Annotated in this window: 27 protein-coding genes and 2 pseudogenes; 9 read left to right on the plus strand and 20 right to left on the minus strand. The window is 72.5% G+C overall.

The window, feature by feature from the left end; translation table 11 throughout:
* Window positions 1-22: 22 nt before the first annotated feature.
* Window positions 23-397, plus strand: a complete 375-nt coding sequence (locus ABT154_RS10250) for a Tn3 family transposase (RefSeq protein ID WP_351855334.1) — start codon at window positions 23-25, stop codon at window positions 395-397.
* A 57-nt stretch (window positions 398-454) separates the two neighbouring features.
* On the opposite strand, the gene ABT154_RS10255 is transcribed toward ABT154_RS10250, so the two are convergent.
* From ABT154_RS10255 to ABT154_RS10280, 6 genes and pseudogenes are all read right to left on the minus strand, one after another.
* Complete coding sequence (locus ABT154_RS10255; RefSeq protein ID WP_351855777.1) at window positions 455-967, minus strand: signal peptidase II; 513 nt, start codon at window positions 965-967, stop codon at window positions 455-457.
* A 346-nt stretch (window positions 968-1313) separates the two neighbouring features.
* Window positions 1314-1733, minus strand: a complete 420-nt coding sequence (locus ABT154_RS10260) for a DUF4260 domain-containing protein (RefSeq protein ID WP_351855336.1) — start codon at window positions 1731-1733, stop codon at window positions 1314-1316.
* Window positions 1734-1831: 98 nt separating this feature from the next.
* A complete protein-coding gene (lgt, locus tag ABT154_RS10265) occupies window positions 1832-2755 on the minus strand; it encodes a prolipoprotein diacylglyceryl transferase (protein ID WP_351855339.1) in 924 nt (307 codons plus the stop codon).
* 235 nt (window positions 2756-2990) lie between these two features.
* Window positions 2991-3539 (minus strand): TetR/AcrR family transcriptional regulator, encoded by a 549-nt coding sequence (locus tag ABT154_RS10270; RefSeq protein WP_351855341.1) that lies wholly within the window; start codon window positions 3537-3539, stop codon window positions 2991-2993.
* A 355-nt stretch (window positions 3540-3894) separates the two neighbouring features.
* Window positions 3895-4376 (minus strand): annotated as a pseudogene (locus ABT154_RS10275) (ArsR/SmtB family transcription factor); the annotation flags it as partial.
* Window positions 4377-4655: 279 nt separating this feature from the next.
* Window positions 4656-5291, minus strand: a pseudogene (locus ABT154_RS10280) (TetR/AcrR family transcriptional regulator); the annotation flags it as partial.
* A 70-nt stretch (window positions 5292-5361) separates the two neighbouring features.
* Here ABT154_RS10280 and ABT154_RS10285 point away from each other — a divergent pair.
* From ABT154_RS10285 to ABT154_RS10295, 3 genes are all read left to right on the plus strand, one after another.
* Window positions 5362-6513 carry an acyl-CoA dehydrogenase family protein gene (locus ABT154_RS10285; protein ID WP_351855344.1) on the plus strand — a complete coding sequence of 384 codons (1152 nt, stop codon included), beginning with the start codon at window positions 5362-5364 and terminating at the stop codon, window positions 6511-6513.
* Between the two features lie 71 nt (window positions 6514-6584).
* Entirely contained in the window at window positions 6585-6872 is a 288-nt protein-coding gene (locus ABT154_RS10290; RefSeq protein ID WP_317877618.1) for a YiaA/YiaB family inner membrane protein, read from the plus strand.
* A 107-nt stretch (window positions 6873-6979) separates the two neighbouring features.
* Window positions 6980-7606, plus strand: coding sequence for a TetR/AcrR family transcriptional regulator (locus tag ABT154_RS10295; RefSeq protein ID WP_351855346.1), 627 nt, complete (start codon window positions 6980-6982; stop codon window positions 7604-7606).
* On the opposite strand, the gene ABT154_RS10300 is transcribed toward ABT154_RS10295, so the two are convergent.
* Window positions 7597-8058: a MaoC family dehydratase gene (locus ABT154_RS10300; RefSeq protein WP_351855349.1), complete on the minus strand. Its 462-nt coding sequence runs from the start codon at window positions 8056-8058 to the stop codon at window positions 7597-7599. The two genes, ABT154_RS10295 and ABT154_RS10300, sit on opposite strands and share 10 nt — an antisense overlap.
* A gap of 126 nt (window positions 8059-8184) precedes the next feature.
* On the opposite strand from ABT154_RS10300, the gene soxR reads away from it, so the two are divergent.
* Window positions 8185-8664, plus strand: coding sequence for a redox-sensitive transcriptional activator SoxR (gene soxR, locus ABT154_RS10305; protein WP_351855351.1), 480 nt, complete (start codon window positions 8185-8187; stop codon window positions 8662-8664).
* A 7-nt stretch (window positions 8665-8671) separates the two neighbouring features.
* On the opposite strand, the gene ABT154_RS10310 is transcribed toward soxR, so the two are convergent.
* From ABT154_RS10310 to ABT154_RS10325, 4 genes are all read right to left on the minus strand, one after another.
* The gene (locus ABT154_RS10310) at window positions 8672-9286 is read right to left on the minus strand and encodes a hypothetical protein (RefSeq protein WP_351855353.1); all 615 of its coding nucleotides are present in this window, start codon (window positions 9284-9286) and stop codon (window positions 8672-8674) included.
* A 218-nt stretch (window positions 9287-9504) separates the two neighbouring features.
* Window positions 9505-10770: an alpha/beta hydrolase family protein gene (locus ABT154_RS10315; protein WP_351855355.1), complete on the minus strand. Its 1266-nt coding sequence runs from the start codon at window positions 10768-10770 to the stop codon at window positions 9505-9507.
* A gap of 159 nt (window positions 10771-10929) precedes the next feature.
* Window positions 10930-12264, minus strand: coding sequence for an erythromycin esterase family protein (locus ABT154_RS10320; protein ID WP_351855357.1), 1335 nt, complete (start codon window positions 12262-12264; stop codon window positions 10930-10932).
* 328 nt (window positions 12265-12592) lie between these two features.
* Window positions 12593-13843 carry an exo-beta-N-acetylmuramidase NamZ family protein gene (locus ABT154_RS10325; protein WP_351855360.1) on the minus strand — a complete coding sequence of 417 codons (1251 nt, stop codon included), beginning with the start codon at window positions 13841-13843 and terminating at the stop codon, window positions 12593-12595.
* A gap of 141 nt (window positions 13844-13984) precedes the next feature.
* Here ABT154_RS10325 and ABT154_RS10330 point away from each other — a divergent pair, with 141 nt between their 5' ends.
* Window positions 13985-14761, plus strand: coding sequence for an SDR family oxidoreductase (locus ABT154_RS10330; protein WP_351855363.1), 777 nt, complete (start codon window positions 13985-13987; stop codon window positions 14759-14761).
* 84 nt (window positions 14762-14845) lie between these two features.
* The gene (locus tag ABT154_RS10335) at window positions 14846-15439 is read left to right on the plus strand and encodes a TetR/AcrR family transcriptional regulator (RefSeq protein ID WP_056566227.1); all 594 of its coding nucleotides are present in this window, start codon (window positions 14846-14848) and stop codon (window positions 15437-15439) included.
* A 53-nt stretch (window positions 15440-15492) separates the two neighbouring features.
* Here the strand turns inward: ABT154_RS10335 and ABT154_RS10340 are convergent, their stop codons facing one another.
* From ABT154_RS10340 to ABT154_RS10350, 3 genes are all read right to left on the minus strand, one after another.
* Window positions 15493-16707 (minus strand): acyl-CoA dehydrogenase family protein, encoded by a 1215-nt coding sequence (locus ABT154_RS10340; RefSeq protein WP_351855367.1) that lies wholly within the window; start codon window positions 16705-16707, stop codon window positions 15493-15495.
* 6 nt (window positions 16708-16713) lie between these two features.
* Window positions 16714-17736, minus strand: a complete 1023-nt coding sequence (locus ABT154_RS10345; protein ID WP_351855369.1) for a phosphotransferase family protein — start codon at window positions 17734-17736, stop codon at window positions 16714-16716.
* A 189-nt stretch (window positions 17737-17925) separates the two neighbouring features.
* Window positions 17926-18837: an MBL fold metallo-hydrolase gene (locus ABT154_RS10350; RefSeq protein WP_351855372.1), complete on the minus strand. Its 912-nt coding sequence runs from the start codon at window positions 18835-18837 to the stop codon at window positions 17926-17928.
* 285 nt (window positions 18838-19122) lie between these two features.
* Between ABT154_RS10350 and ABT154_RS10355 the strand changes: the two genes are divergently transcribed.
* Window positions 19123-20052, plus strand: a complete 930-nt coding sequence (locus ABT154_RS10355) for an NADP-dependent oxidoreductase (RefSeq protein ID WP_351855375.1) — start codon at window positions 19123-19125, stop codon at window positions 20050-20052.
* Window positions 20053-20094: 42 nt separating this feature from the next.
* Here ABT154_RS10355 and ABT154_RS10360 read toward each other — a convergent pair whose 3' ends face one another.
* From ABT154_RS10360 to ABT154_RS10380, 5 genes are all read right to left on the minus strand, one after another.
* Window positions 20095-20421, minus strand: a complete 327-nt coding sequence (locus tag ABT154_RS10360; RefSeq protein WP_351855378.1) for a DUF202 domain-containing protein — start codon at window positions 20419-20421, stop codon at window positions 20095-20097.
* On the minus strand, window positions 20418-20813 hold the full coding sequence (locus ABT154_RS10365; RefSeq protein ID WP_351855380.1) for a YidH family protein: 396 nt from the start codon (window positions 20811-20813) through the stop codon (window positions 20418-20420). The genes ABT154_RS10360 and ABT154_RS10365 overlap by 4 nt, the downstream gene beginning before the upstream one ends.
* 36 nt (window positions 20814-20849) lie before the next feature.
* The gene (locus ABT154_RS10370; RefSeq protein WP_351855382.1) at window positions 20850-21371 is read right to left on the minus strand and encodes an NUDIX domain-containing protein; all 522 of its coding nucleotides are present in this window, start codon (window positions 21369-21371) and stop codon (window positions 20850-20852) included.
* 78 nt (window positions 21372-21449) lie between these two features.
* The gene (locus tag ABT154_RS10375; protein WP_351855384.1) at window positions 21450-22214 is read right to left on the minus strand and encodes a glucose 1-dehydrogenase; all 765 of its coding nucleotides are present in this window, start codon (window positions 22212-22214) and stop codon (window positions 21450-21452) included.
* The gene (locus tag ABT154_RS10380; RefSeq protein ID WP_351855386.1) at window positions 22211-22861 is read right to left on the minus strand and encodes a TetR/AcrR family transcriptional regulator; all 651 of its coding nucleotides are present in this window, start codon (window positions 22859-22861) and stop codon (window positions 22211-22213) included. The genes ABT154_RS10375 and ABT154_RS10380 overlap by 4 nt, the downstream gene beginning before the upstream one ends.
* Before the next feature lie 93 nt (window positions 22862-22954).
* On the opposite strand from ABT154_RS10380, the gene ABT154_RS10385 reads away from it, so the two are divergent.
* Window positions 22955-24610 carry an FAD-binding dehydrogenase gene (locus ABT154_RS10385; RefSeq protein ID WP_351855780.1) on the plus strand — a complete coding sequence of 552 codons (1656 nt, stop codon included), beginning with the start codon at window positions 22955-22957 and terminating at the stop codon, window positions 24608-24610.
* Between the two features lie 178 nt (window positions 24611-24788).
* On the opposite strand, the gene ABT154_RS10390 is transcribed toward ABT154_RS10385, so the two are convergent.
* Complete coding sequence (locus ABT154_RS10390; protein ID WP_351855388.1) at window positions 24789-25220, minus strand: ASCH domain-containing protein; 432 nt, start codon at window positions 25218-25220, stop codon at window positions 24789-24791.
* Window positions 25221-25232: the final 12 nt, after the last annotated feature.

Below are 25232 nucleotides of genomic sequence, written 5' to 3' on the forward strand. Positions count from 1 at the left end.
GGGGGTGCGTGGAGCCGGTGGGGTGCCGGCTTCCTGCCCGCCGCGCGCGGGGCCCGTGAGCGGCTTCGGCAACCGCGGCGTCATCGCCGACAACGACCCCGTCGAGCAGGAGAGGGCGATGAAGTCCAACGCCTTGCTCACGAACGCGGTGATCTTCCACAACGCCCTGGACATCGCGGAGATCGTGCGGCAACTGCTGGAGGAGGGAAGGGAGATCGACCCGGAAGACCTGGCCCACATCTCGCCGTACCTGACCGAACACATCAACCGGTTCGGCGAGTACTCCACGGACGAACTCGGCATCCAGCCCGACGGGTACGACCCGAAGCTCGACGTCGACTTCACCCTGCTGCGCGAGCAGGACCTCACCGCTGCTGGACTCAGCCGGGCCACTTGACCGGCCGCGAGCCTCCTGGCGTGAGTACGGGCCGTACCGTCGAAGTGGCGGAGAGGATCAGTCGCCAGGCGATGTCGAGCCAGACATCGCCGTAGACACGTCAGTGGGAGGCTCTTCACCTGGTGCCTTGGCGAGCGGCACACCACGCAGGCACCGCAGCGCCAGCGCAATGCATCCGCAGACGAGTGCGATGTCGGCGACGTTCCCCACGAAAGGGCCGTAGTCGATGAAGTCCACGACATGCCCGCGGGCGAAACCGGGCTCGCGGAAGAGCCTGTCACCCAGGTGGGACACCGTGCCGCCGAGCAGTGCGCCCAGCGCGAGCGCCCACCCGCGAGAGGACAGCCGGCGTCCGGCATAGAGGACGCCCGCCACCGCGCCCGCCGCCGCCAGGGCGAACACCCATGTCGCGCCGGAGCCGATGGAGAACGCGGCGCCGGCGTTGTACAGCAGCCGGAAACGGATCACAGTCGGGATCGCGGTAACGCTCTCGTCGGTGGACAGCGCGGAGACCGCCCAGAACTTGGTGAGTTGATCCACAAGCAGGACCGCTGCCGCCGGCATGAGCATCACGCTGTACAACCGACCCGAACCCCGACTCAACCGCAACATCCATAGCCTCCTTCTCGTGTGGTCGTCATCCGCATTCGCGGCGGGCAGCCGTCCAGCTCGCAGCCCTGCGGGGCGCGAGCCGTTGCGACGATCCGCTCCAGGGCCGCGGCGTGGCCTCTGAACGCCTGCCGGCCGTCAGACGTGAGCCGTACCAGGGGCGGTACCGAGGTATGTCCAGAAGCCGCCAGTACTTGATCTTCGCGGGTGTGGTGGTCGGTGTTTCGAGTTCCGGTGCCCGCGGTGGATGGAGGTGATGATCTCGCCGGTGGCCACGTCCGGGTCCGCGAAGCTGCTCGGTCGGCGCTCAGCGCTGCCAGCCGTCGGCAGTGCGCGGTCCGTAGCCGAGCGCCCGATCCGAGGCGATGTGCAGCAGCCAGCCGAGCGCGAAGGTGAACAGCCCGACGTTGGCACCTGGTCCGTCGCCCGGCAGGAAGGGGACGACGATGAGCCCCAGAACGGGGACGATCGGCCGGTGGACGAGGTTGTAGGCGGGCACCCTGCCGCGTGGGAGCTGCCCGGGTTCGCGCGGCTCCGACGGCCCGACGAACAGCGTCAGGTCGGGAGCGATGAAGCCCGATATGCCCAGCGGAATCGTCCCGCCGCCGTGGTTGACCATCTCGAGCACAGTCCAGGCCAACAGAAACACGGAGAGCAGGGCCCAGGCGCCGCGGACCAGGCTCGATGCCGAACTTCGATTGGCCTTGTGGCGGGTTGGGGATGTCATGTGTTCACTCCTTGCGAGGCGACGGGGGCGAGATCCAGCTGGGGGCGGGGCGCCGAATGGTTGGGAGTGGCTCTCCTGGAGTGAGTCCGTTCAGACCGTCAGTCGGCATTCGCCCTGGCCGGGGTGCCGGTGGACGCGTCGACGCTTGAAGTCAGCGTGGTGATACGAGGCTTGTCGGCCCTCTCCGTTCCGTCCTCGCTCCGGGGCCGCGACACGTCCTCGATGCCGGGGAGGCGGCGGGCCGATGCGATGAGGTAGGCGAACGCGCCGAGGAAGACCACGACGGAGGTCCAGTCGTTCAGGCGCAGGCCGAGGAACGTGTGGGCCTCGTCGATGCGCAGGTACTCCGTCCAGAATCGGCCGGCCGTGTAGGCAGCGGCGTACAGGGCGAAGGCCCGGCCGTGGCCGAGTGCGAACCGCCGGGCCGCCCAGAGGACCAGTGCGGCGACGCCGATGTCCCAGAGCGACTCGTAGAGGAAGGTGGGGTGATACGTGGCGATGTCGAGCATTCCGAATGGGCGGTGTGCGCGGTCGATCTCCAGGCCCCAAGGGAGCGTGGTGGGGCGGCCGTAGAGCTCCTGGTTGAACCAGTTGCCCCAGCGGCCGATCGCCTGGGCCACGGCGATGCCCGGGGCGACGGCGTCCGCGAAGGCGGGAAGGGGGATGCGGCGGCGACGGCAGCCGATCCACGCGCCAAGGCCGCCCAGGGCGATGGCGCCCCAGATGCCGAGCCCGCCCTCCCACACGTACAGAGCCCGGATTGGCTCGCCGTGTTTGCCGAAGTACGCGTCGGGGCTGGTGAGCACGTGGTACAGCCGTCCGCCGACGAGGCCGAACGGCACGGCCCAGATGGTGATGTCGGCGATGACGCCCCGGTCCCCGCCCCGTGCGACCCAGCGCCGGTTGCCGAGCCAGACGGCCACGAACACGCCGAGGATGATGCAGAAGGCGTATGCCCTCAACGGCACCGGGCCGAGGTGCAGTACCCCGGTTGACGGGCTGGGAAGGTAGGCGAGATCCATGGTCATTCCGTAGCAGGCTTGGTGAAGGGGATGGGTCATCAGGCGTGCACCGGACGGCCTCCTGCCGGAGCTCCTTGTCCAGGAGCCGTGACCGCTGGGCACCCCGAGCGGCAGTTGTCCGCACATCGCCCGGTCGAGCGAGTACTCAGGGCCAGCGCCTGAGCGTGGTGCCGAGTGCGGCGATCCAGAGCAGGAGCAGGGGGGAGGCCAGGAGCGGAACGCTTGGCGACGGCCGTCACAGGGCATCGCCGCCATTCTTGTTCCGGAGGAGGTCGGCGAACGCCTCGCAGCCGGTGCGCCATGCGGCGTCCAGGTCCGCGCCGGGCGGAAATCGACCGTCGAGTTCGAGTGTCACCATGCCGTGGGCGAACGCCCAGAACGACCGCGCGATATCGATGTCGCCATGCACCGCGCGAGCCAGGGGCATCGCCGCGCGGTCTTCGAGCCCTTCGGGGAGCGCGGGGCGGGCGAGCGGCCGAGTGTGGGTGAGGCGGTAGAGATGCGGACCGGCGAGCGCATGCTGCCGATAGGCGCTCGCGAGTACCAGCAGGGGAAGATCGTCGCCGATCTCGGCCTCAGCGGCCTCCAGGTCCTGCGCCAGGCGCACCATCCCCTGTGCTTGAAGCCCGGCCTCGACAGCGGCCTTGTCGGGAAAGTGCTTGTACAAGGAAGGTGCCCGGATGCCGACGCGCTCGGCAATGCGTCGCATCGACAACGCATCCGGCCCTTCAGCGTCGAGCAACTCCCGGGCAGCGGCCATGATCTGCCGCGCACGGTCGGCCATGACGGGTGGCCCGGCTTCGCCTGTGGGAGTGCTCACCGCAGCCCTTTCACTTCGCGAGTGATCAACGCGGCTAACGCCGTTAGCTATGGGGCGTCAAGTTACGGCTACTGGTGTTAGCCGTCAAGGGCGACAGGGATGAACTCGGCCCCAACCGCCGTGAATCGCGATAGAGCGGCACCGAGACGGCGCATCCGCCCGCTCCGTGGAGCGGTACTCCCGCCCCGGCGTCGACTCGGTTGCCCGGTACGTTGCCGAAGATGACCCCGCCGCACGCCGCCGCACGTAGATCCGGGCGCGTCAGGGCTTCAAGATGATCCCGTCGTCCCTTTGGCGCGCATCTCGGTCACACCCCTACGAGGGGGATGCCGAGCCCCTCGAACCAGGCCAGGCCCCGGTCCGTGAGGGCGAAACCGGTGTCCTGGCGGAGCAGTCCGCGACCGGTCATCGCCTCCGTGATCGTGATGCCGAGCCGCCCGGCGAGATGGTCGTGACAGGTCCGGCCCCGGGCCGTCGCCCGCCCGGCGTTCGCGGAACCCGCAGGGAGCGGGGCGGCGCGGCCACGGGCGGCTCGGACCGGGTGGCGAGGTCCTCCACGAGGTGCGCGATCCCGGGGTCGGCGAGGCGGACGTACCGGTGGCGGCCCTGCCGTTCCTCGATGAGCACCCCGCCGGTGACGAGTGTGCCGAGGTGCTCGCTGGTGGTGGAGGGCGCCACGCCCGCGTGCCGGGCGAGTTCGCCGGCGGTCCAGGCCCGCCTGCCGAGCGAGGCGAGCGGGAACGCGGCACGGGTCTCGTCCGCGAAGATCGCCGCGAGAGCGGCGAGGTCACCGGCTGCCATGTACCGAGCCTCCCGCACTCACGCTTCGGCGACGGCCGAAGTGTGGTGGGCGGCGGCTGCCGGGTCGCCCGATCCCGAGGCCGGACCGCCGGGCCTCGCGGTCGATGTGCCGGGCCCGGTGACCGGGGAGCCGGGCGCCGAGGCCTGCCCGCCGGGCCCCGTGACCGGCGAGCCGGGCGCCGAGGCCTGGCCTCCGGGCCCCGAGGCCGGGCCGCTGAGTCCTGCCGGCGGACCGCCGGGCCCCGCGCCCGTACCACCGGTTGACTCCGCCGTCCGTCGCGCCAGGCCCTCGTACTGGAGGCGCAGTCCGTCGAGCAGGGCCCGCAGGCCCGTGTCGAAGGCGCCCTCGTCGACCTTCTGGCGGTGTTCCGCGAGCAGGTGGGCCTGGCCGAGGTGGGGGTAGGCGGCGGGGTCGTAGGCCGTCTCGTCGTCGACGAAGCCGCGGGCGAAGGAGCCGAGGGCCGAGCCGGTGACGAAGTACCGCATCAGCGCGCCGATGGAGGTGGCCTGCGCCGGGGGCCACCCGGCACGGACCATCGCGCCGAAGACGGTGTCCGCGACCCGCAGCCCCGCCGGGCGGCGGCCGGGCCCGCGGGCGAGCACCGGGACGATCTGCGGGTGGTCGGCGAGCGCGGCGCGGTAGGAGACCGCCCAGTCGTGCAGCGCCGTCAGCCAGTCGCGGCCGTCGGTCTCCTCGAACATCGACAGGTCGACCTTCGCGCTCACCGCGTCGGCGACGGCGTCGAGGATCTCGTCCTTCGTGCGGAAGTGGTTGTAGAGCGAGGGACCGCTCACCCCGAGTTCGGCCGCGAGGCGACGGGTGGAGAGCGCGGCGAGGCCTTCCGCGTCCACGAGCGCGCCCGCCGTCTCGACGATGCGGTCTCGGCTGAGCAGGGGCTTGCGCGGTCGGGCCATGGCGCACATAGTAGGCCCGCACACCAGAAACTAGCAGTGGTAATTAATGGGACGGGTGAGGTGGGGCAGCGTGGATCTGGCACTCGGTGAGGAACAGGAAGCCGTGCGGCGGCTCGCCGTGGACTTCGTCGCACGCGAGGTCACCCCGCACGCCGTCGCGTGGGACCGTGCCGAGGAGGTGGACCGGGCGATCGTGAAGAAGCTCGGCGCCGTCGGCTTCCTCGGACTCACGATCCCGGAGGAGTACGGCGGCTCCGGCGGCGACCACCTCGCCTACTGCCTCGTCACCGAGGAACTCGGCCGCGGCGACTCCTCCGTGCGCGGCATCGTCTCCGTCTCCCTCGGGCTGGTCGCCAAGACCGTCGCCGCCTGGGGCGACGAGGCGCAGAAGCGGGAGTGGCTGCCCCGGCTCGCCTCCGGTGAGGCGCTCGGCTGCTTCGGCCTCACCGAACCCGGCACCGGCTCCGACGCCGGGAACCTCGCCACCCGCGCCGTGCGCGACGGCGACGACTACCTCGTCAGCGGCAGCAAGATGTTCATCACCAACGGCACCTGGGCCGATGTCGTCCTGCTCTTCGCCCGCACCGACGACACCCCGGGCCACAGGGGCGTCTCCGCGTTCCTCGTCCCCGCCGACACCCCCGGCCTCACCCGCCGCGCCGTGCACGGCAAGCTCGGGCTGCGCGGCCAGGCCACCGCGGAACTGGTCCTCCAGGACGTCCGGGTCCCCGCGTCCGCGATGCTCGGGCCCGAGGGCAAGGGCTTCACCGTCGCCATGTCCGCCCTCGCCAAGGGCCGTATGTCGGTCGCGGCGGGCTGCGTCGGCATCGCACAGGCCGCCCTCGACGCGGCCGTGCGGTACGCGGGGGAGCGCGAGCAGTTCGGCAAGCCGATCGCCTCGTACCAGCTGGTGCAGGAACTCATCAGCGACATCGCCGTCGACGTGGACGCGGCGCGGCTGCTGACCTGGCGGGTGGCCGATCTGATCGACCGGGGCCAGGACTTCGCCACCGCCGCCTCCAAGGCCAAGCTGTACGCCTCCGAGGCCGCCGTCCGCGCCGCGAACAACGCCCTCCAGGTCTTCGGCGGTTACGGCTACATCGACGAGTACCCGGTCGGGAAGCTCCTGCGCGACGCACGCGTCATGACCCTGTACGAGGGCACCAGCCAGATCCAGAAGCTCATCATCGGACGGGCCCTGACCGGGGTCTCGGCCTTCTGAGTAGCGCGCGGCGCGCGCCTGAGTACCCGGACGGATGTGGCCCCGGCCGCATCCGTCCGATGCTGTCCGGCATGAGCGACACACCGGTCAAGCAGCAGAACACCGCCGCCTACTACCTGCAGGCCGTCATCTCCTTCGGGATCGCGATCGCGGCCGTGGCCGTCGGCGTCTACCAGCTCGACGCCAGCGCCTGGGTCCGTGCCTTCCTCGCCATCTCGGTCCTCTATCTGACGACCTCGGCCTTCACGCTCGCCAAGGTCGTCCGCGACCGGCAGGAGGCCGGCCAGATCGTCAGCCGCGTCGACCAGGCCCGCCTGGAGAAGCTCCTCGCCGAACACGACCCCTTCCAGAAGCTCTGAACCGGCTCCGAGGCCCTGGACCGGCTCCGCACCCGCCCGCTCGCTAAGCGCTTGCTCACCCACGTTGTATGGTGTTCGTCCTGGCAGGGTCCGAGAGGGAGTGTGGGATGAGCGCGGCGGAGGAGACGCCCGGGGGCGAGGACATGTCCTGGGGCGAGGTCACGCCCGAGGCGGCCCGACGGCTGCTCGTGGCCGCGGTCGAGGCGTTCGCCGAGCGCGGCTACCACGCGACCACCACCCGGGACATCGCCGGCCGCGCCGGGATGAGCCCGGCCGCGCTCTACATCCACTACAAGACCAAGGAAGAGCTGCTCCACCGGATCAGCCGCATCGGCCACGACAAGGCCCTGGAGATCCTCCGGGCCGCCGCCGACGGCGAGGGCACCGCCGCCGAGCGCCTCGCCGACGCCGTGCGCTCCTTCGTCCGCTGGCACGCCGAGCGGCACACCACCGCGCGGGTCGTCCAGTACGAACTCGACGCCCTCGGCCCCGAGCACCGCGCCGAGATCGTGGAGCTGCGCCGCGAGTCCGACGCGACGGTGCGCCGCATCATCGACGAGGGCGTGGCGGCGGGCGAGTTCGACGTGCCGGACGTGCCCGGCACCACGGTCGCCGTGCTCTCGCTCTGCATCGACGTCTCGCGCTGGTTCAACACCCAGGGCCGCCACACGGCGGACGAGGTCGGCGCGCTCTACGCCGACCTCGTCCTCAGGATGGTCGGCGCTCAGAAGTAGTAGCGCGAGACCGACTCGACGACGCAGACAGGCTTCTCCGAGCCCTCGCGCTCCACGGTCACCGCGGCCGTCACCTGCACGCCGCCGCCCGCCTCCTCGACCTTCGTCAGGACGGCCGTGGCACGCAGCCGCGAGCCGACCGGGACCGGGGCGGGGAAACGCACCTTCTCCGTGCCGTAGTTGAGGCCCATCCTCATGCCCTGGACCGACAGGACCTGCGGGACGAAGGTCGGCAGCAGGGAGAGCGTCAGATAGCCGTGCGCGATGGTCGTGCCGAACGGCCCGGCGGCGGCACGCTCGGGGTCGACGTGGATCCACTGGTGATCGCCGGTGGCATCGGCGAAGAGGTCGATGCGCTTCTGGTCGATCTCCAGCCAGTCGCTGTGCCCCAGCTGCTCGCCGACCCCCGCGCGCAGCTCCTCGGCGGAGGTGAAGATCCTCGGCTCGGCCATGTCCCTGCTTCCTCTCGTCAGGCTCTCCCCGGCGCCCCGGTGCAGGCCTCCGGTCGCGCTGTCTAAGCGCTTGCTCAGCATGTGGGGCGAAGGGTGCGCTGTCAACGGACCAGTAGGGTTCCCCGGGTGCCGCAGATTCCAGAGAAGATCCACGAGCTCACCGTCGGCCAGCTCTCCGCCCGTAGCGGGGCCGCCGTCTCCGCACTCCACTTCTACGAGGCGAAGGGGCTCATCAGCAGCCGCCGCACCACCGGCAACCAGCGCCGCTACGGCCGCGACACCCTGCGCCGGGTCGCCTTCGTCCGCGCCGCGCAGCGGGTCGGCATCCCCCTCGCCACGATCCGTGAGGCACTCGCCCAGCTCCCGGAGGAGCGCACCCCCACCAACGAGGACTGGGCCAGGCTCTCGGCCGCCTGGCGCACCGAACTCGACGAGCGCATCAAACAACTGGGGCGGCTCCGCGACCATCTGACGGACTGCATCGGCTGCGGCTGCCTGTCCCTGGAGACCTGCGTCCTGTCCAACCCCGACGACGCCTTCGGTGAACGCATGGCGGGCTCCCGCCTGCTGCCGGTCCGCCGCCCGGCCCCGGAAGAGACGCCCTGACGCCGGCTCACGCCGCCGACGCCAGCGACCTGCTCCGCTCTGCCCGGGCGCGCGCCAGCGCACCCGAGGTGAGCACCGCCCGGGGCACACCCACACCGCAGTCACCGCACACCGGACCGAGCCACGGTTCGTACGGGTCGCCGGGGTCGGCCCACTCGATGCGCGGCCCCGCGCACACCGGGCACCCCTCGCCCGGTCCGCTCTCCAGTGCCGATATCAGCCGCCGCAGCACCTCGGGCAGGGGGTCCGACGGGTGCACCGCCGGATCGCCGCACCTGACCACGCCGTTGCCGCCCCAGACGCGCCGGTGCCAGTCGTCGAGCGCGCCGAGCCCGCGCAGCCCTTCCTGCTTCTCGCGCCGCCGACGGGCGGCGAACTCCTCCTCGTACGCGAGCCACACGGCCCGCGCCTCCTCCAGCTCGTCGAGCGCGGCCACCAGCCGCCCAGGGTCGAGCTCCCGGTCCTCGGGCCCGAAGCTGTGCCGGCGGCACAGGTGGTCCCATGTGGCCCGGTGCCCGTACGGCGCGAACCGCTCCAAACACTTGCGCAGCGAGTACCTGCGCAGCGCCGTGTCGTACCCCGGATCGCGCACCTGTCTCGCGAGACTCCGGAAACCGGCCATCTCTCGCCACCTCCGCCGCTGGTCCTTCCGCGATATCAGAGGGACGAACGAGAGGCCCCGCGTGTTCCATCGACATTCGGATGGCAACCATCAGCGGGACGGGAGGGACGCCTGAGAAGCGGCGGAACGACGGCCTCCGGCATGCGCCCGAGCCCTCCGGCATGCGCCCGAGCCCGTCGGCCGGGCCCGCCGGCCACCTGGTGCGAGCCGAGCCCGCCCTACCTCCCCGTCCCCGCCGCCGACACCACCACCCGGGCCAGTTCCTCGTGGCAGATGTCGCTGTGCGAGCGGACCACCTCCGCCGCGTCCACGCTCACGCAGCCCGACCCCGGCACCCCCTCGCGCAGCACCGCAGCCAGGGTGCGGGCCGCCGTTCCCGGTACGGCCTGGACCCCGTCGTGCCCGATCGCCCCCCAGCGCGGGTCGTCCGCCCCCAGCAGGCCGGCCGCCGCACCCAGGGACGCCGCCCTGTCGAAGGACTCGGATTCGCCCGCGATCCGGGAGGCCAGCGGGTACATCACCCCGAGCGCCGTGTCGTACCGCGAGTAGCAGGCCACCACGGGCCCCCGTACCCGCAGCTGCGCGTCCCGCAGCGAACCGGACCGCCCGGGGTCGTGTGGAAGCCGGGACGCGAAGGCGTAGTGCGAGAACGCGCCCTGGAGGAGGGTGACGGAGGCGACCGGCCGGGCCCCCGACGGCAGCCCCCTCAGCGCGTACGCGACGAGCCGGGCGCCCATGCTGTGGCCGACGAGGTGCACACGGAGACCGGGCGCGGTACGGGCGACCTCGCCGAGCAGCGGCCCGAGCCCTGTCTCACCGACCAGCCCCGCACGCTTCTTCATGACGTAGTACGTGGTCTGCCGCAGCGCCTCCCGGGCGCCCTTCCAGTACCGCTTCAGCCCCTCCCCGAACCCTTCCGGGGGTACGGACCCGCCCTCCTCCGCCGGCCCGGGTGCCGGCGGCCCCGCCTCCAGCGCCGCCGTGAAGAGGGCGCACACCTCCACCGGGTCCCCGACCAGGAACTCCGGCACCGGCTCCCGGGGGCCCGCCGCCGGGCCCTCCCGGCAGCCCTCGGGGCCCACCTCGGCGAGCTCCCGCAGCAGCGCCCCGAACTCGGCGAACGCGGTCTCCTCGGGCGGCTCCGTCACGAGGAGTTCGGTGATCCGTTCGAGGACGGTTTCCTTCTCGGGGAGGACCGTCACGAGAGCCCGGTAGTCGGGCACCGGCTCGCCGGAGAACATCATCGAAGGCCAGATCACGCCCGCGTAGCCGGCCTCCACCCAGGGGGCGAGCAGTCCGGGGAACGGCGCGAAGAAGTCGGAGCAGAGCCGGGTGGCGCCGGACGGGGAGTTGTTCCACCCGTGCGCGAAGACCACCAGATCGGTGACCCCCTGCCGGGCCAGCGCGGCGAGGCGCCCGGCCTGCCCCGCCGGCCCGTCGCCGTCCTTGTCGAAGGTGATCTCGCTGTACGGCTCCACACTCATCCCGGTCACGGTCCGACCGTCCCTCCGCTTCGAGGTGGCCGTCGCGCCCGGGGCGCTCGGTGCGCGGGCGGCGGCTCCCATGACCAGGATGCCCGCGACGGGCCCCGGCCAGACCTCAGGCATGTCTGGCCGGGACCCGTGTCGGCGCCGCCAGGGCGGTCAGCGCAGCCGCGCCGCCGTGATCCGGGGGAAGTGGATCAGCAGGTCGTACGAGGTGGCGAGGCGCACCCCCACCAGATCGCCCGCCCACGGGTACGCGGTCCCGATGTTCCGGGTCGGGCGGGGCGCGGAGAGCCAGTCGCGTGCCGCGGGCGTCGTCCGCCGGAGGTCCAGGTAGAAGGCGCCCGGCGACACCCGGTCCAGGGTGTGGGCGTTGCTGTCGGGACCGAGCGGGCCCACGGTGAAGGACCGCAGCGGTTCGCCCGCGGCCTCCGTGTCGTGGGCGTTGAAGGAGCCCTGTCCGAAGCTCGCGCCGACGCTCACGTAGTCCCGGCCGAGGGCGTCCCGCAGGAAGGCGCCCTGGAGCCGCGGGTACTGGTCCGGGCGGGTGGTCTCGTAGCCGACGTGGCCGTTGTGCGCGGAGAGCACGATCCGGTCGCCGGTCCGCCGCTGCCACCACACCGTGTTCTCGGCCATGATCCGGTCGCGGTAGAGCATCGCCTCGGCGATCCCCGCGTCCGTCGCCATGTCGTGGGCGTACTCGGTGCCGACCTGGGCGATGGCCCGCGCGTGCTGCACCGCCCACGCGGCGGCCTCCCGTGCCCGGGGGTCCCGTGCGGGGCGCTGCCCCTCCAGGAGGGCGAGGGCCCCGTTCACCTCGGCGGCCATCCGCCGGCGTTCGGGGAGCGGCTTGGTCAGGTATCCCTTCATCCAGGTCTCGACCTCGCCGGTCGGGCGCGAGGCCCGGTACAGCTCCCGGAAGCGGGGGAGGAGCGCGGGGTGGGTGCGGGCCACGTAGGCGGTGACGGTGTCGAAGAGGTTCGCGCCCGCGTAGCCCAGGTCGTTGCCCATGAAGCGGACCTGGTGCTCTGGGTGGAGCTGGTTGTGCCGCCGCATCCAGCGGAACAGATCGAGGTACTCCTCGGTGTTCCAGAGCCGGTACGACTCCTGGAACTCGTCCCGCATGATCTCCCGGATGTCGCCGGCGCCGGTGCGCACCCACGCGTCGACGAGCAGTCCGGTGGACCAGTTGGCCTCCAGGGCGAAGGTGGTGAAGCCCTGGCGTTCCACGAGGTGTTCGAAGATCCGGTGCTTGGCCTCGAAGAACTCGGCCGAGCTGTGGGTGGCCTCGCCGATGCCGACGACCTTGGCCGAGCCGATCATCCGGTCGAGCGGGCGCAGGTCGGTCAAGGGCTGTGCGGTGCGGGCGAGTTCGCGTGCGGGATCGGGGGCGCCGGTCGCCCCGGCGGCGGGTGCGAGGGTGCCGAGACAGGCGGCGACCAGCAGCCCGACCAGGGGCAGACGACGGCTTAAGGAGGTACGGGAGAACGTCATGGGGCCAGCGTGGGCGGCGGGATGTCCCCGGGAACATCCCGCGAACCCCCCGGTCGACAGGGGGGACAACCCCCTGTCACCAGCGCCCCGGGGCACGCCCCGTCACCCGAGGACCGCCCCCGCCGTCACCGGCCGACCGCCCCCGCCGTCACCGGCCGACCGCCCCCGCCGTCACGGGTGACCCGCCCCCGCCGTCACGGGTGACCCGGACCCGCCGTCACGGGTGACCCGGACCCGCCGTCACGGGTGACCCGGACCCGCCGTGAGGAGTGCCCCGGCCCGCCGTCACCGACGGCCCGGACCCACCTCACCAGCCGACCGGACCCCCTCACCGGTACAGCAGGTACCCCCTCCGTACCGCCCGGAAGGCCGACAGGTCCGTCTCCCACGCCCCCACGACCTCGTCGACACCCGCCCCCGCGTCGATCAGTGTCCGCACCCGGGTCGAGCCGGTCAGCTTGTCGATCCAGTTGTCCGCGCGCCAGGCGAAGCCGGACCACGAGCTCCTGGCGGTGACGAGGAGGCCGATGCCGGTCCGTACCGGGTCGAAGGACGCGCGGTCGTCGACGTGCAGCTGCACCCCGCCCACGGTCCTCCCCTGGAACTTGGAGAAGGTCGGCGCGAAGTACGCCTCCCGGAAGCGGACCCCGGGGAGCCCGAGGGCGTTCGCCGCCTCCGCCCACCGCCGGTCGATCCCCTCGGCGCCGAGGAGTTCGAACGGGCGGGTGGTGCCCCGGCCCTCGGAGAGGTTCGTCCCCTCGAAGAGGCAGGTGCCCGAGTAGACGAGCGCGGTGTCGGCCGTCGGCATGTTCGGGCTGGGCGGCACCCAGGGCAGCCCGGTGGCGTCGAAGAACTCCGTTCGCCGCCAGCCCGTCATCCGTACGGTCTCCAGGGCGACCGGCGCGGCCAGGAACTCCCCGTTGAAGAGCAGGGCCAGCTCGGCCACCGTCATGCCGTGCGCCTGAGCGATCGGCTCGCGCCCGACGAACGTGGCGAACGCCCGGTCCAGGACGGGGCCGAGCGCCGCCCGCCCGGTCACCGGGTTCGGCCGGTCCAGGACCACGAACCGCTTCCCGGCCAGGGCGGCGGCCACCATGCAGTCGTACAGCGTCCAGATGTAGGTGTAGAAGCGGGCGCCGACGTCCTGGATGTCGAAGACGACCGTGTCCACGCCGGAGGCGGTGAAGACGTCCGCCAGCTGCTGCCCGCTCTTCAGATACGTGTCGTAGACCGGCAGCCCGGTCGCCGGGTCGTCGTACCGGCCCTCCGAACCGCCCGCCTGGGCGGTACCGCGGAAGCCGTGCTCGGGGCCGAAGACGGCGGTCAGGTCCACCCGCTCGTCGCCGTGCATCTCGTCCACCACGTGCCGTGCGTCCGGGGTGATCCCGGTCGGGTTGGTGACGATGCCGACCCGCTCGCCGGCCAGGAGCGCGTACCCGTCGGCGGCGAGCCGCTCGAAACCGGTCCGCACCCGGCCGGGCCCCGGCGGCCGTCCCGCCGCCGCTGCGGTGGGCGCGGCGGCCGTCACCGCCCCGAGGGCACCTCCGGCGGCCAGCAGACTCCGACGCGACAGGCTCATGCGGGACCTCCCAGGAGTGACATGGGCACGCACGCTAGCGCTCCTGACCGCCCCGGGGAACGAGGCGTGCGGGCCGGGTCTTCCACGACTCCATACCGACTGGTTAGTCTGTTCCGGTCGTCACAGCCGAGAGGTGGGTCCATGACCGAGGACACGAACGAGCTCAGGGGCGCAGGCGTGGTCGTCACCGGAGCGGGCGGCGGCATCGGAGCCGCCCTCGCCCGCCGGTTCGCCGCCGAAGGGGCCCGGGTCGTCGTCAACGACCTCGACCCGGTGCGCACCAAGGCCGTCGCGGAGGAGATCGGCGCCCTCGCCGTCCCCGGCGACGCCTCCGCCGTCGTCGACGAGGCCAGGGAGGCCCTCGGCGGCTCCGTCGACATCTGGTGTGCCAACGCCGGACTCTCCTCGCCCGGCGACGTCTTCGCCGACGAGGAGGTCTGGGCCGCGGCCTGGGACGTCAACGTCATGGCCCACGTCCGCGCGGCCCGCGCCCTGCTTCCGGACTGGCTGGAACGCGGCAGCGGCCGGTTCGTCTCCACCGTCTCCGCCGCCGGACTGCTCACCATGATCGGCGCGGCACCGTACAGCGTCTCCAAGCACGGTGCCTACGCCTTCGCCGAATGGCTCTCCCTCACCTACCGCCACCGCGGCCTCAAGGTGCACGCCATCTGCCCGCAGGGCGTCCGTACGGACATGCTGACCGCCGCCGGGTCGGCCGGTGAGCTGGTCCTCGCCCCCACCGCCATCGAGCCCGAGGACGTCGCGGACGCCCTGATCGGGGCCGTCGCCGCCGACCGCTTCCTGGTCCTGCCCCACCCCGAGGTCGCGGACTACTACCGCAACCGGGCCACCGACCCCGAGCGCTGGCTCGGCACCATGAACCACGTCCAGCGGACCTGGGAGACGGGCACCCGGTAACAGGAGCCCCGGCGGATGGGAAGATCTACGGGCGGGAACACGTTCCGCTGACCGAAAACGATCACCAAGGAAGGCGGCGGAAGCATGGCCAGGACGACGGACGGGAACGGCACTCCCGTCCCCCAGAGGCTCCTCGCCGCCGCCACCCGGCTCTTCGCCGAGCAGGGGTACGACCGCACCTCCGTCCAGGAGATCGTCGAGGCCGCCGGGGTCACCAAGGGCGCCCTCTACCACTACTTCGGCTCCAAGGAGGACCTCCTCCAGGAGGTCTACGCCCGGGTCCTGCGCCTCCAGCAGGAGCGCCTCGACGCCTACGCGGACGCCGACGAGCCCATCGAGGACCGGCTGCGCGCCGCCGCCGCCGACGTCGTCGTCACCACCATCGAGAACCTCGACGACGCCGCCATCTTCTTCCGCTCCATGCACCACCTCAGCCCGGAGAAGAACAAGCAGGTCAGGTCGGAGCGGCGGCGCTACCACGAGCGCTTCCGCGCACTGGTCGAGGAGGGCCAGCGGGCCGGGGTGTTCTCCTCCGCGACCCCCGCCGACCTCGTCGTGGACTACCACTTCGGCTCGGTGCACCACCTCTCCACGTGGTACCGCCCGGACGGCCCGCTCACCCCCGAAGAGGTGGCGGGCCATCTCGCCGATCTGCTGCTGCGGGCGCTCCGCCCCTGAGCCGCTGCCAGAGGCATCAGAGGCATCAGAGGCACCAGAGGCACCAGAGGTAACTAGAGGTACTTCTTCAGCTCCCGGCGCGCCAGCGACCGCTGGTGCACCTCGTCCGGGCCGTCCGCGAGCTTGAGCGTCCGCGCCGCCGCCCACAGCTCGGCCAGCGGGAAGTCCTGTGAGACCCCGCCCGCGCCGTGCGCCTGGACCGCCTTGTCGATGATGTCGACGACCGCGCGCGGGGTCGCGATCTTGATGGCCTGGATCTCGGTGTGCGCGCCCCGGTTGCCGACGGTGTCCATCAGCCAGGCCGTCTTGAGGACCAGCAGCCGCAGCTGCTCGATCGTCACCCGGGCGTCCGCGATCCAGTTCTGCACGACGCCCTGCTGGGCGAGCGTCTTGCCGAAGGCGGTACGGGCGACCGCCCGTCGGCACATCAGCTCGACGGCCCGCTCGGCCATGCCGATGAGCCGCATGCAGTGGTGGATGCGACCCGGGCCGAGCCGTGCCTGGGCGATGGCGAAGCCGCCGCCCTCCTCGCCGATCAGGTTGGCCGCGGGGACCCGTACCCCGTCGAAGACCACCTCGGCGTGGCCGCCGTGATAGTGGTCCTCGTACCCGTAGACCCGCATCGCGCGCCGCACCTCGACGCCGGGGGTGTCGCGGGGCACGAGGATCATCGACTGCTGGCGGCGGGGGTCGGCCCCGTCGGGGTCCGTCTTGCCCATCACGATGAAGATCCTGCAGTCGGGGTTCATCGCCCCGGAGATGTACCACTTGCGGCCGTCGACGACGTAGGAGTCGCCGTCCCGCCGGATCCGGGTCTCGATGTTCGTGGCGTCGGAGGAGGCGACCTCCGGCTCGGTCATCGCGAAGGCCGAGCGGATCTCGCCGGCGAGCAGCGGCTCCAGCCACTGCTTCTTCTGCGCCTCGTCGCCGAACTGGGCGAGCAGCTCCATGTTCCCGGTGTCGGGGGCGGCGCAGTTGAGGGCGGTCGGGGCGAGGTGCGGGCTGCGGCCGGTGATCTCGGCGAGCGGCGCGTACTGGAGGTTGGTGAGCCCGGCACCGTACTCGGCGTCGGGAAGGAAGAGGTTCCACAGGCCCTGCCGCTTGGCCTCCGCCTTCAGTTCCTCCACGGCGGCCGGGGTGTCCCAGGGGGAGGCGAGCAGGGCGCGCTGTTCTTCGGCGACGGCCTCGGCCGGGTGGACGTGCTCGTTCATGAAGGCGAGGAGCTTCGCCCGCAGTTCCTCGGTGTGTGCGTCGTACGCGAAGTCCATGGCGGTTCAGCCTTCCTGAAGGGTGGTCAGGCCGTGCTCGATGAAGAGGGGGACGAGTTCCCCGATGCGGTCGAAGCCCGCGCCGACCGTCTGCCCGAGGGTCCAGCGGTAGTGGATGCCCTCCAGGATCACGGCGAGCTTGAACCAGGCGAAGGCCGTGTACCAGGCGAGGGCGGAGGTGTCGCGGCCCGAGCGGGCGGCGTAGCGCTCCACCAGTTCGGCGGCGCTCGGGTGCCCGGGGGCCGTGGCGGTGGTGGAGATGGGGGAGTCCGGCAGGTCGAGCGGCGTGCTGTACATGACGAGCAGGCCGAGGTCGGTGAGCGGGTCGCCGAGGGTGGACATCTCCCAGTCCAGGACGGCTCGGATGCGGTCGTCCTCGCCGATGAGGACGTTGTCGAGCCGGTAGTCGCCGTGGATGACGGTGGGCTGGGGAGACGCGGGGAGCGCCCGGCCCAGCGTGGAGTGCAGCTCGTCGATCCCGGCCAGCTCCCGGCCGCGCGAGGCGTCGAGCTGCTTGCCCCAGCGGCGCAGCTGCCGGTCGAGGAAGCCCTCGGGGCGGCCGAAGTCGCCGAGTCCCACCGCCTCGGGGTCGACGGCGTGCAGGTCGACGAGGGTGTCCACGAGGCCGAGGAGGGCGGCGCGGGTGCGCTCGGGGCCGAGCGGGGCGAGTTCGGCGGCCGAGCGGTACGGGGTCCCTTCGACGAACTCCATGACGTAGAACGGCGCCCCGAGCACGGAGTCGTCCTCGCAGAGCAGCAGCGTCTCCGGCACGGGGACGGCCGTGGTGTGCAGGGCGCTGATGACGCGGTGCTCGCGCCGCATGTCGTGGGCGGTGGCGAGGACGTGGCCGAGCGGCGGCCGGCGGACCACCCAGCGGCCGGCGCCGTCGGTCACGACGTACGTCAGGTTCGACCTGCCGCCTTCGATCAGCCGGGCTTCGAGGGGGCCGGACACCAGGCCGGGGCGCTCGCGGTCGAGGTGGCGGCGCAACTGCTCGGGGTCGAGACCTGGCGGCGGGGCGGAACTCATACGTGCGTACCTCCGGATCGGCTGCGGTCGGCATTCATGATGACCGACCAGTCGGTATGTCGTCCAGAGGGGTGTGGGCCATGCGACTCCCGAGCCCCCGCCCGCAGGGCGAGGAGCCGCCGTGCCCCCGCGCGGAAACGCGCGCGCCCCGGACCGGTGGACCCGGTCCGGGGCGCGCGTCCGCGCCGGTCAGGCGTGGCAGGCCACCGGCACCCCGCCGTTCATCGCCGCCATGTCCCCGAAGACCGCCGCCGGGTCGAGCGGCGACCCCTCCGGCAGACCCTCCAGCTCCGCGTACGCCCGGTGCAGGTTCGCCACCAGGCGCTCGCTCTCCCGCCACTCGGCGAACTCGCCCAGCTCCGTCCGCCGCGCCGTCTCCAGCGGCGTCGCCCCGCGCGCGTACCCCTCCGCGGCCAGCTCCCGCACCCAGAGCAGGTACCGCTCCGTGGCGTCGTACGCCGAGGGGTCGGTCACCCGGCCGTGCCCCGGCACCACCGTCGGCGCGTCGAGGGAGCGCAGCAGGGCGAGCGCGCGCAGCGAACCGGCCAGCGACCCCATCGGCAGGAACGGCGTCCCGCCCTGGAAGACCAGGTCACCGGTGAAGACCACGCCCTGCTCGGGCAGGTGCACGATCGAGTCGCCCGTGGTGTGCGCGGGACCCGGGTGGATCAGCCGTACCTCGATGTCCCCGACGTGCAGCGTCAGCCGCTCCCGGTAGGTGACGGACGGCGGCAGGATGTCGACGTCCCCGAAGTCGGTCGCCGGCCACAGCAGATGGAGCTGGTGCCCGGCCGCGAGCTGCTCGGTGCGGCAGTTCTCGTGCCCCACGATCCGGGCCTCGGGCAGGAACACCCCGTTGCCGTAGGTGTGGTCGCCGTGGTGGTGGGTGGACACGACGGTGCCGGGCGGCGCGAGGCCCTCGGCGAGGACCGCCTCACGGAGCAGCCGGGCCCGGCGCTCGGTGGCGGCGGTGTCGACGAGCAGCGACTCGCGCGCGTCGCCGAGGAAACCGGCGTTGTTCAGGCACCAGCCGCCGTCGGGCTGGACGAAGGCGTGGATGTTCGGCGCGAGCGCGACCACATAGGGATCGGTGGCAGACAAAGGGAATTCCCCCGGGTGAGAGCCCAACTGGACAGGGGAAGACTGCCAGTTGCCCGGCCCACGAGGAAACCGGCGCCCGGCAGGACCCGCGCCCGCCGGAAACCGGCGCCCGGCAGGACCCGCGCCCGCCGGAAACCGGCGCCCGGCAGGACCCGCGCCCGCCGGAAGGCCTCGCCCGGCAGGACCGCCGCCGCCGGAAGGCCGCGCCCCCGGACGAGCCGCCCCCGCCCCCACCCGTACCGCCCCCGCTTGCGTGCGCGCCCCGGCGCACCGAGGGTCGAGGGTATGAAGGCGATCAGCTACAGCCGGTACGGCGGCCCCGAAGTCCTGGAGTACGGCGAGCTGCCCGACCCCAAGGTCGGGCCCGACGGCGTCCTGGTCAAGGTGCGGGCGGCGTCCGTCAACCCGGTCGACTGGAAGTGCCAGGCCGGATACCTCGACGGGATGCTCGACGCGGTCTTCCCCGTCGTCCCCGGCTGGGACGTGTCGGGAGTCGTCGTACGGCCCGGTGTCTCCGTCACCGAGTTCGCCGAGGGCGACGAGGTCATGGGGTACGTCCGTGAGGACTTCCTGTCCCGCGGCACCTTCGCCGAGTACGTCGCCGCCCCCGTCCGCACCCTCGCCCGCAAGCCGCGCAGCCTCGGCTTCGAGGAGTCCGCCGCCCTCCCGCTCGTCGGCCTCACCGCCTACCAGGCGCTCCGCCAGGCCCTCGCGGTCCGCCCGCGCGACACCGTCCTGGTCCACGCGGCGGCCGGCGGCGTCGGCTCGATGGCCGTGCAGATCGCCCGCGACCTCGGCTGCCGGGTCATCGGCGCGGCACGCGACGCCGGGCTGGAGCGGGTCGCGGAGCTCGGCGCCGAACCCGTCCGCTACGACGAGACGACCTTCGCCGCCCAGGTCAGGGCCATCGCCCCGCTGGGGGTGGACGCCGTCCTCGACACCATCGGGGGACCGTTCCTCCGGATTTCCGCCGGGCTGCTCGCCCCGGGCGGCCGGCTCGCCTCGATCGCCGACGGGGAGGTCGTCGCCCTCGGAGGCCGCTACTTCTGGGTGCGGCCGGACCCCGTCGACCTCGCGGCCCTCGCGGACCTGGTCGACGCGGGCGTGCTCACCGTACGGGTGGCCAGGACGTTCCCGCTGGAGCAGGCGGCCGACGCCCAGCGCGCCAACGCCGCAGGCGGCCTCAACGGCAAGGTGGTGGTCACGGTCCCCTGAGACCGCTCCCGGGCCCGGTGGGTTCCGCTCCCCGGGCCCGCGTCACCGGATGAGCGCGGCCCCGAACACCGCGAGCGCGATCGTGCACCCTGTCGCCAGCCACGCGCCCCGGTACGAGAGCGGTACCGGCCGGGCCGCGCTCAGGGACCGGATACGGCGGTGGGCGACGGCCAGGAAACCGATCCACACGAGGGCCGACAGCGCGAGCCCCGTCACGCCCACCGCCGTGATCTCGTCATGGACGGCCAGCTTGACGGCGAGCACCGCGACCACCGTGCAGGACAGCGTCGTACGCCGCCACGCGAGCCGGGTCCGCTCCGGCTGGAGCCCGGGATCCCGGGCCTCGGGCGCGGGATCCGCCGCCGTCAACGCCCCGCCCAGCCGAAGAGCACGACCACCACCATGGTGAGCGCCACCACCGCCACCACGAGGCTGAGCACCGCGGGGAAGCGGGACACCGGCAGGTCCTCGCCGCGCCGCATCGCCCGCTCGCAGCGCACCCAGTGGTTCACCGCACGCAGCGCGCACAGCACCCCGGCGGCGAGCAGCGCGAGCGCCAGCCCGACCCGTACCCCCCATCGCAGGTCCGGCAGGAACTGGTCGACGGCGAAACCACCGCCGACCAGGGCGAGCGCGGTCCGGATCCAGGCGAGGAAGGTCCGCTCGTTGGCGAGGGAGAAACGGTAGTCGGGGGTCTCTCCCTCGTCCCGGACCCGCTGCGGCGCGAACCACAGCCGCAGGCTCTGCACGAAATCGCTCACCCGTGCACCCTAACGGCCGGGTGACCGGCCGGCCCGTCACGTCCCCTCCGCCGCCCTCGCCCGCAGCAGCTCGTACGCGGCGAGGCCGTCCGGCACCCACTCCCAGGTGCCGAGCCGTGCGGCCAGTTCGTCGTCCGTCAGGAACCCGTGCCAGGCGACCTCCTCCACCTGCGGGTGGACGGGCAGGATGCAGCGGACCTCGTAGACCGCGGACCACCACTTCCCGGCGACGCCCCCGGAGTCGTACAGGAAGCGCAGAACCGGCTCGGGCTGGGGCAGCCCGGACACTCCCAGCTCCTCCTCGGCCTCCCGCAGCGCGGCCTCGTCGTAGGACTCGCCGGCGCCGACGACCCCGCCGACGAACATGTCGTACCGCGAGGGGAAGACCAGCTTGGTCGGCGTCCTGCGGTGCACGAAGACCCGGCCCTCCGCGTCCCTGACCCGGATGAAGACACAGCGATGGATCAGGCCCCGCGCGTACACCTCACCGCGCGGGGCCTGCCCGGTCACCCGGTCGTGCTCGTCGACGACATCGAGAATCTCTTCAGCGGCGCTCATGCCGCCATCCAAGCAAAACCGCCGGAGCCGACCGCCGGATTCGCCGATCCCGCCGGGGCACCGCGCCGGCCGCCGGGCTCACTGCCCCATGACGTACTTGACCGTCGGGCCGGTGGTCCAGCCGCCGTCCACCGCCAGCTCCGCGCCCGTCACGTACGAGGCGGCGTCCGACAGCAGGAAGACGACCGCGCCCGCGATCTCGTCGGCCTCGCCGACCCGGCCCATCGGCGTGTTCGGGTAGTTGCCCTCGCCGCGCTGGATGCCGACGGAGGCGGTCATCGGGGTGTACGTCATGCCCGGGTGGACGGAGTTGACGCGGATCTTCGCCGTCCCCAGCTCCACCGCGCCGATCTTCGTCAGACCGCGCACACCCCACTTGGAGGCGCCGTACCCGGCGGTCAGGGCCAGGCCCATCAGACCCGCGGCCGAGGAGATGTTGACGATCGAGCCGCCGCCGGCCTCCCTCATCGCCGGGATCGCGGCCTTCATGCCGATGAAGACGCCGGTCAGGTTGATGTCGAGGACCTTGCGGAAGTGCTCGACGGACTCGGTCTCGAGGAGGGCGCCGGTGGAGATGCCCGCGTTGTTCACCAGACCGTGCAGCCCGCCGAACTCCGCCACCGCGTACGCGACGGCCGCCGCCCACTCCTCCTCGGAGGTCACGTCGTGGTGGAAGAAGCGCGCCTTCTCGCCGAGCGCCTCGGCGGTCGCCCGGCCCTCCTCGTCGAGCACGTCGGTGAGGACGACGTTCGCGCCGGCCGCGACCGCCTGGCGGGCGGCCTCGGCGCCCAGCCCGCGGGCGCCGCCGGTGATGATCACGGTCCTGCCGGTGAGGTCGTTCATGAGTGGTCCTTTCGGTGGTGCGCCCGCTCCGGCTGTGCGGCTCGCAGCAGGGCGGTGGTGGTCTCGACCAGGTCGGCGAGGAAGAGCGCCTCATCGGTGAGAGGTTCGGTGCCGGCCAGGTACTGCCGGGCCCGGTCCGCCATCGCCGCGCCGACCACGGTCAGCGCCAGGTCGAGGCGTTCCAGGAGGAGCGGCTCGGGCAGCCCGTCGGCGGCGAGCCGGTCCGCGATCCGCTCGATCAGGCGCCAGTAGTCGGTGCCCGCGAGCGTCGGGTGGGGGGTGCGGGCGCGCACGCCGCTCTCATGGCTCAGCTGCGCGGATATCCGCAGGCAGCAACGGCCCCGGTCGGTGCGCAGCTCGCTGGCCTCGGCGGTGACGAGGGCCTCGACGAGGGCGCGGGGTTCGTCGGCGGCGACCGCGAGCAGAGGGGCGAGCACGCTCTCCGTACGGGCCTGGCGGCCGGCCATCACGGCGTCGAGGAGTCCGGCGCGCGAGCCGAAGTGGTACTGCACGGCGGACGGATTGGCCTGCCCCGCCCGTGCGACCACGTCCCGCAGCTGTGCGCCGTCGACGCCCTGGGCGGCGAAGATCTCCTCCGCCGCGCGGATCAGTCTGTCCCGGGTCTCGGGCCCCGATGTCCTCGCCATGCATTCATATTAATGCTTGACATTAGAAAACGGGAGCGCCGGGGGTGGTCAGGACGGTTGACTCGATACATGCATGTATCCAAGATGCGGTCCATGCCCTACGACGCTGATGTGATCGTGATCGGGGCCGGCCTCGCCGGGCTCGTCGCCACCGCCGAGCTGGTCGACGCCGGCCGCACCGTGATCCTCCTCGACCAGGAACCCGAGCAGTCCCTCGGCGGCCAGGCCCACTGGTCCTTCGGCGGTCTCTTCCTCGTCGACTCGCCCGAGCAGCGCCGGATGCGCGTCAAGGACAGCCACGCCCTCGCCCTCCAGGACTGGTACGGCACCGCCGGCTTCGACCGCACCGAGGACCACTGGCCCCGGAAGTGGGCCGAGGCGTACGTCGACTTCGCCGCCGGCGAGAAGCGCGCCTGGCTCCGCGCGCGCGGGGTGCGCCTCTTCCCCGTCGTCGGCTGGGCCGAGCGCGGCGGCTACGACGCCAACGGCCACGGCAACTCCGTCCCCCGCTTCCACATCACCTGGGGTACGGGCCCCGGCCTCGTCGCCCCCTTCGAGCGGAAGGTCCGCGAGGGCGTCGCGCGCGGCCTCGTCCGGTTCCGCTTCCGCCACCGGGTCACCGGCCTGGCCAATACCGCCGGCGCCGTCGACACCGTCACCGGCGAGATCCTCGAACCCTCCGGCGCCGAGCGCGGCACCGCCAGCACCCGCACGCCCACCGGGACCTTCGAACTGCGCGCCCAAGCCGTGATCGTCACCTCCGGCGGCATCGGCGGCAACCACGACCTCGTCCGCGCCCAGTGGCCCGAGCGGCTCGGCACCCCGCCCGCCCGGATGCTCTCCGGCGTGCCCGCGCACGTCGACGGCCTGATGCTGGGCGTCGCCGAGAAGGCCGGCGCCCACCACATCAACCGCGACCGGATGTGGCACTACACCGAGGGCATCGAGAACTGGAACCCGATCTGGGCCAAGCACGGCATCCGGATTCTCCCCGGACCGTCCTCGCTCTGGCTGGACGCCACCGGCAAGCGGCTGCCCGTGCCGCTCTTCCCCGGCTTCGACACCCTCGGCACCCTCGAACACATCATGCGGACCGGCCACGACCACACCTGGTTCGTCCTCGACAAGCGGATCATCGGCAAGGAGTTCGCCCTCTCCGGCTCCGAACAGAACCCCGACCTCACCGGCAAGTCGGTCCGCGACGTCATCGGCCGTGCCCGCGCCGACGTCCCCGGCCCCGTCCAGGCGTTCATGGACAAGGGGGCCGACTTCGTCGTCGAGAACGACCTGTGCGCCCTCGTGCGGGGCATGAACCGGATCACCGGCGAGAACCTCATCGACGAGACGGCCCTGCGCCGCGAGATCACCGCGCGCGACCGTGAGATCGCCAACCCCTTCACCAAGGACCTCCAGGTCACGGCGATCCGAGGGGCCCGCAAGTACCTGGGCGACAAGCTCATCCGCACCGCCGCGCCGCACCGCGTCCTGGATCCCAAGGCGGGCCCGCTGATCGCCGTACGCCTCAACATCCTCACCCGCAAGTCACTCGGCGGCCTGGAGACGGACCTCGACTCCCGCGTCCTCACCTCGAACGGCGAGCCGCTCGAAGGCGTGTACGCGGCGGGCGAGGCGGCCGGTTTCGGCGGCGGCGGGGTCCACGGCTACCGCTCCCTCGAAGGCACCTTCCTCGGCGGCTGCATCTTCTCGGGAAGGGCGGCGGGGCGAGCGGCGGCGAAGGCGGTGGGCTGACGGGGCGCGTAGTGGCGAGGGCGGCGGGCTGACGGGGCGCGTAGTGGCGAGGGCGGTGGGCTGACGGGGCGCGTAGTGGCGAGGGCGGCGGGCCGACGGGTGTGGCGACCCTGGGGCGCCGTCGCCCCTCGGTCCCCTCAGCCCTCCCAGCCCCTCGGCCCCTGACTGCCTCAGCCCCTCAGCCCCCCTGAATCAGCTCCACCACCCTGAACCGCTCCACCACCGCGAGCGTCCCGTCGTCCACCACGAAGTCCGGGTCGCCCAGCCCCTCCCGCATCTCCTCGCTGTGCCAGAAGCGCTCATGGGCGGCCCGCCACTCCGCGACCGACCGGAAGCCCTCGCCCTCGTCGAGGGCGAGCCGGAGGTCCACCTCGCCCAGCGGCACCAGCCGGACCTCCGTGACCTCCACGACCGCGACCTCGCGGCCGTCCGAGCCGATGACCGCCGAGCGCTCGCCCACCTCGGGCAGTTCCTCGTTCTCGACCTCCCACTCGACGAGGAGTCCCGTCGTGGCGGTCTTCTCGCCGGCGAGGACGGCGGCGACGAGCCGGTCCCGGAGCGGGCCGGGGAAGGCGAGGAGGAAGGGCTTGAGCGCGTGAGGGCCGGTCATGGCCGACATTCT

This window comes from Streptomyces sp. NPDC001728, assembly GCF_040297565.1.
Taxonomy (GTDB): domain Bacteria; phylum Actinomycetota; class Actinomycetes; order Streptomycetales; family Streptomycetaceae; genus Streptomyces.

What these genes read in the sequence shown, in the direction of transcription:
- ABT154_RS10255 (WP_351855777.1), bottom strand. Translation starts at nt 967, where the DNA reads ATGCTCATGCCGGCGGCAGCGGTCCTGCTTGTGGATCAACTCACCAAG.
- ABT154_RS10260 (WP_351855336.1), bottom strand. Translation starts at nt 1,733, where the DNA reads ATGACATCCCCAACCCGCCACAAGGCCAATCGAAGTTCGGCATCGAGC.
- lgt (WP_351855339.1), bottom strand. Translation starts at nt 2,755, where the DNA reads ATGGATCTCGCCTACCTTCCCAGCCCGTCAACCGGGGTACTGCACCTC.
- ABT154_RS10270 (WP_351855341.1), bottom strand. Translation starts at nt 3,539, where the DNA reads ATGGCCGACCGTGCGCGGCAGATCATGGCCGCTGCCCGGGAGTTGCTC.
- ABT154_RS10290 (WP_317877618.1), top strand. Translation starts at nt 6,585, where the DNA reads ATGAGCGACACACCGGTCAAGCAGCAGAACACCGCCGCCTACTACCTG.
- ABT154_RS10295 (WP_351855346.1), top strand. Translation starts at nt 6,980, where the DNA reads ATGAGCGCGGCGGAGGAGACGCCCGGGGGCGAGGACATGTCCTGGGGC.
- ABT154_RS10300 (WP_351855349.1), bottom strand. Translation starts at nt 8,058, where the DNA reads ATGGCCGAGCCGAGGATCTTCACCTCCGCCGAGGAGCTGCGCGCGGGG.
- ABT154_RS10310 (WP_351855353.1), bottom strand. Translation starts at nt 9,286, where the DNA reads ATGGCCGGTTTCCGGAGTCTCGCGAGACAGGTGCGCGATCCGGGGTAC.
- ABT154_RS10315 (WP_351855355.1), bottom strand. Translation starts at nt 10,770, where the DNA reads ATGAGTGTGGAGCCGTACAGCGAGATCACCTTCGACAAGGACGGCGAC.
- ABT154_RS10320 (WP_351855357.1), bottom strand. Translation starts at nt 12,264, where the DNA reads ATGACGTTCTCCCGTACCTCCTTAAGCCGTCGTCTGCCCCTGGTCGGG.
- ABT154_RS10325 (WP_351855360.1), bottom strand. Translation starts at nt 13,843, where the DNA reads ATGAGCCTGTCGCGTCGGAGTCTGCTGGCCGCCGGAGGTGCCCTCGGG.
- ABT154_RS10330 (WP_351855363.1), top strand. Translation starts at nt 13,985, where the DNA reads ATGACCGAGGACACGAACGAGCTCAGGGGCGCAGGCGTGGTCGTCACC.
- ABT154_RS10335 (WP_056566227.1), top strand. Translation starts at nt 14,846, where the DNA reads ATGGCCAGGACGACGGACGGGAACGGCACTCCCGTCCCCCAGAGGCTC.
- ABT154_RS10340 (WP_351855367.1), bottom strand. Translation starts at nt 16,707, where the DNA reads ATGGACTTCGCGTACGACGCACACACCGAGGAACTGCGGGCGAAGCTC.
- ABT154_RS10345 (WP_351855369.1), bottom strand. Translation starts at nt 17,736, where the DNA reads ATGAGTTCCGCCCCGCCGCCAGGTCTCGACCCCGAGCAGTTGCGCCGC.
- ABT154_RS10355 (WP_351855375.1), top strand. Translation starts at nt 19,123, where the DNA reads ATGAAGGCGATCAGCTACAGCCGGTACGGCGGCCCCGAAGTCCTGGAG.
- ABT154_RS10370 (WP_351855382.1), bottom strand. Translation starts at nt 21,371, where the DNA reads ATGAGCGCCGCTGAAGAGATTCTCGATGTCGTCGACGAGCACGACCGG.
- ABT154_RS10375 (WP_351855384.1), bottom strand. Translation starts at nt 22,214, where the DNA reads ATGAACGACCTCACCGGCAGGACCGTGATCATCACCGGCGGCGCCCGC.
- ABT154_RS10380 (WP_351855386.1), bottom strand. Translation starts at nt 22,861, where the DNA reads ATGGCGAGGACATCGGGGCCCGAGACCCGGGACAGACTGATCCGCGCG.
- ABT154_RS10385 (WP_351855780.1), top strand. Translation starts at nt 22,955, where the DNA reads ATGCCCTACGACGCTGATGTGATCGTGATCGGGGCCGGCCTCGCCGGG.
- ABT154_RS10390 (WP_351855388.1), bottom strand. Translation starts at nt 25,220, where the DNA reads ATGACCGGCCCTCACGCGCTCAAGCCCTTCCTCCTCGCCTTCCCCGGC.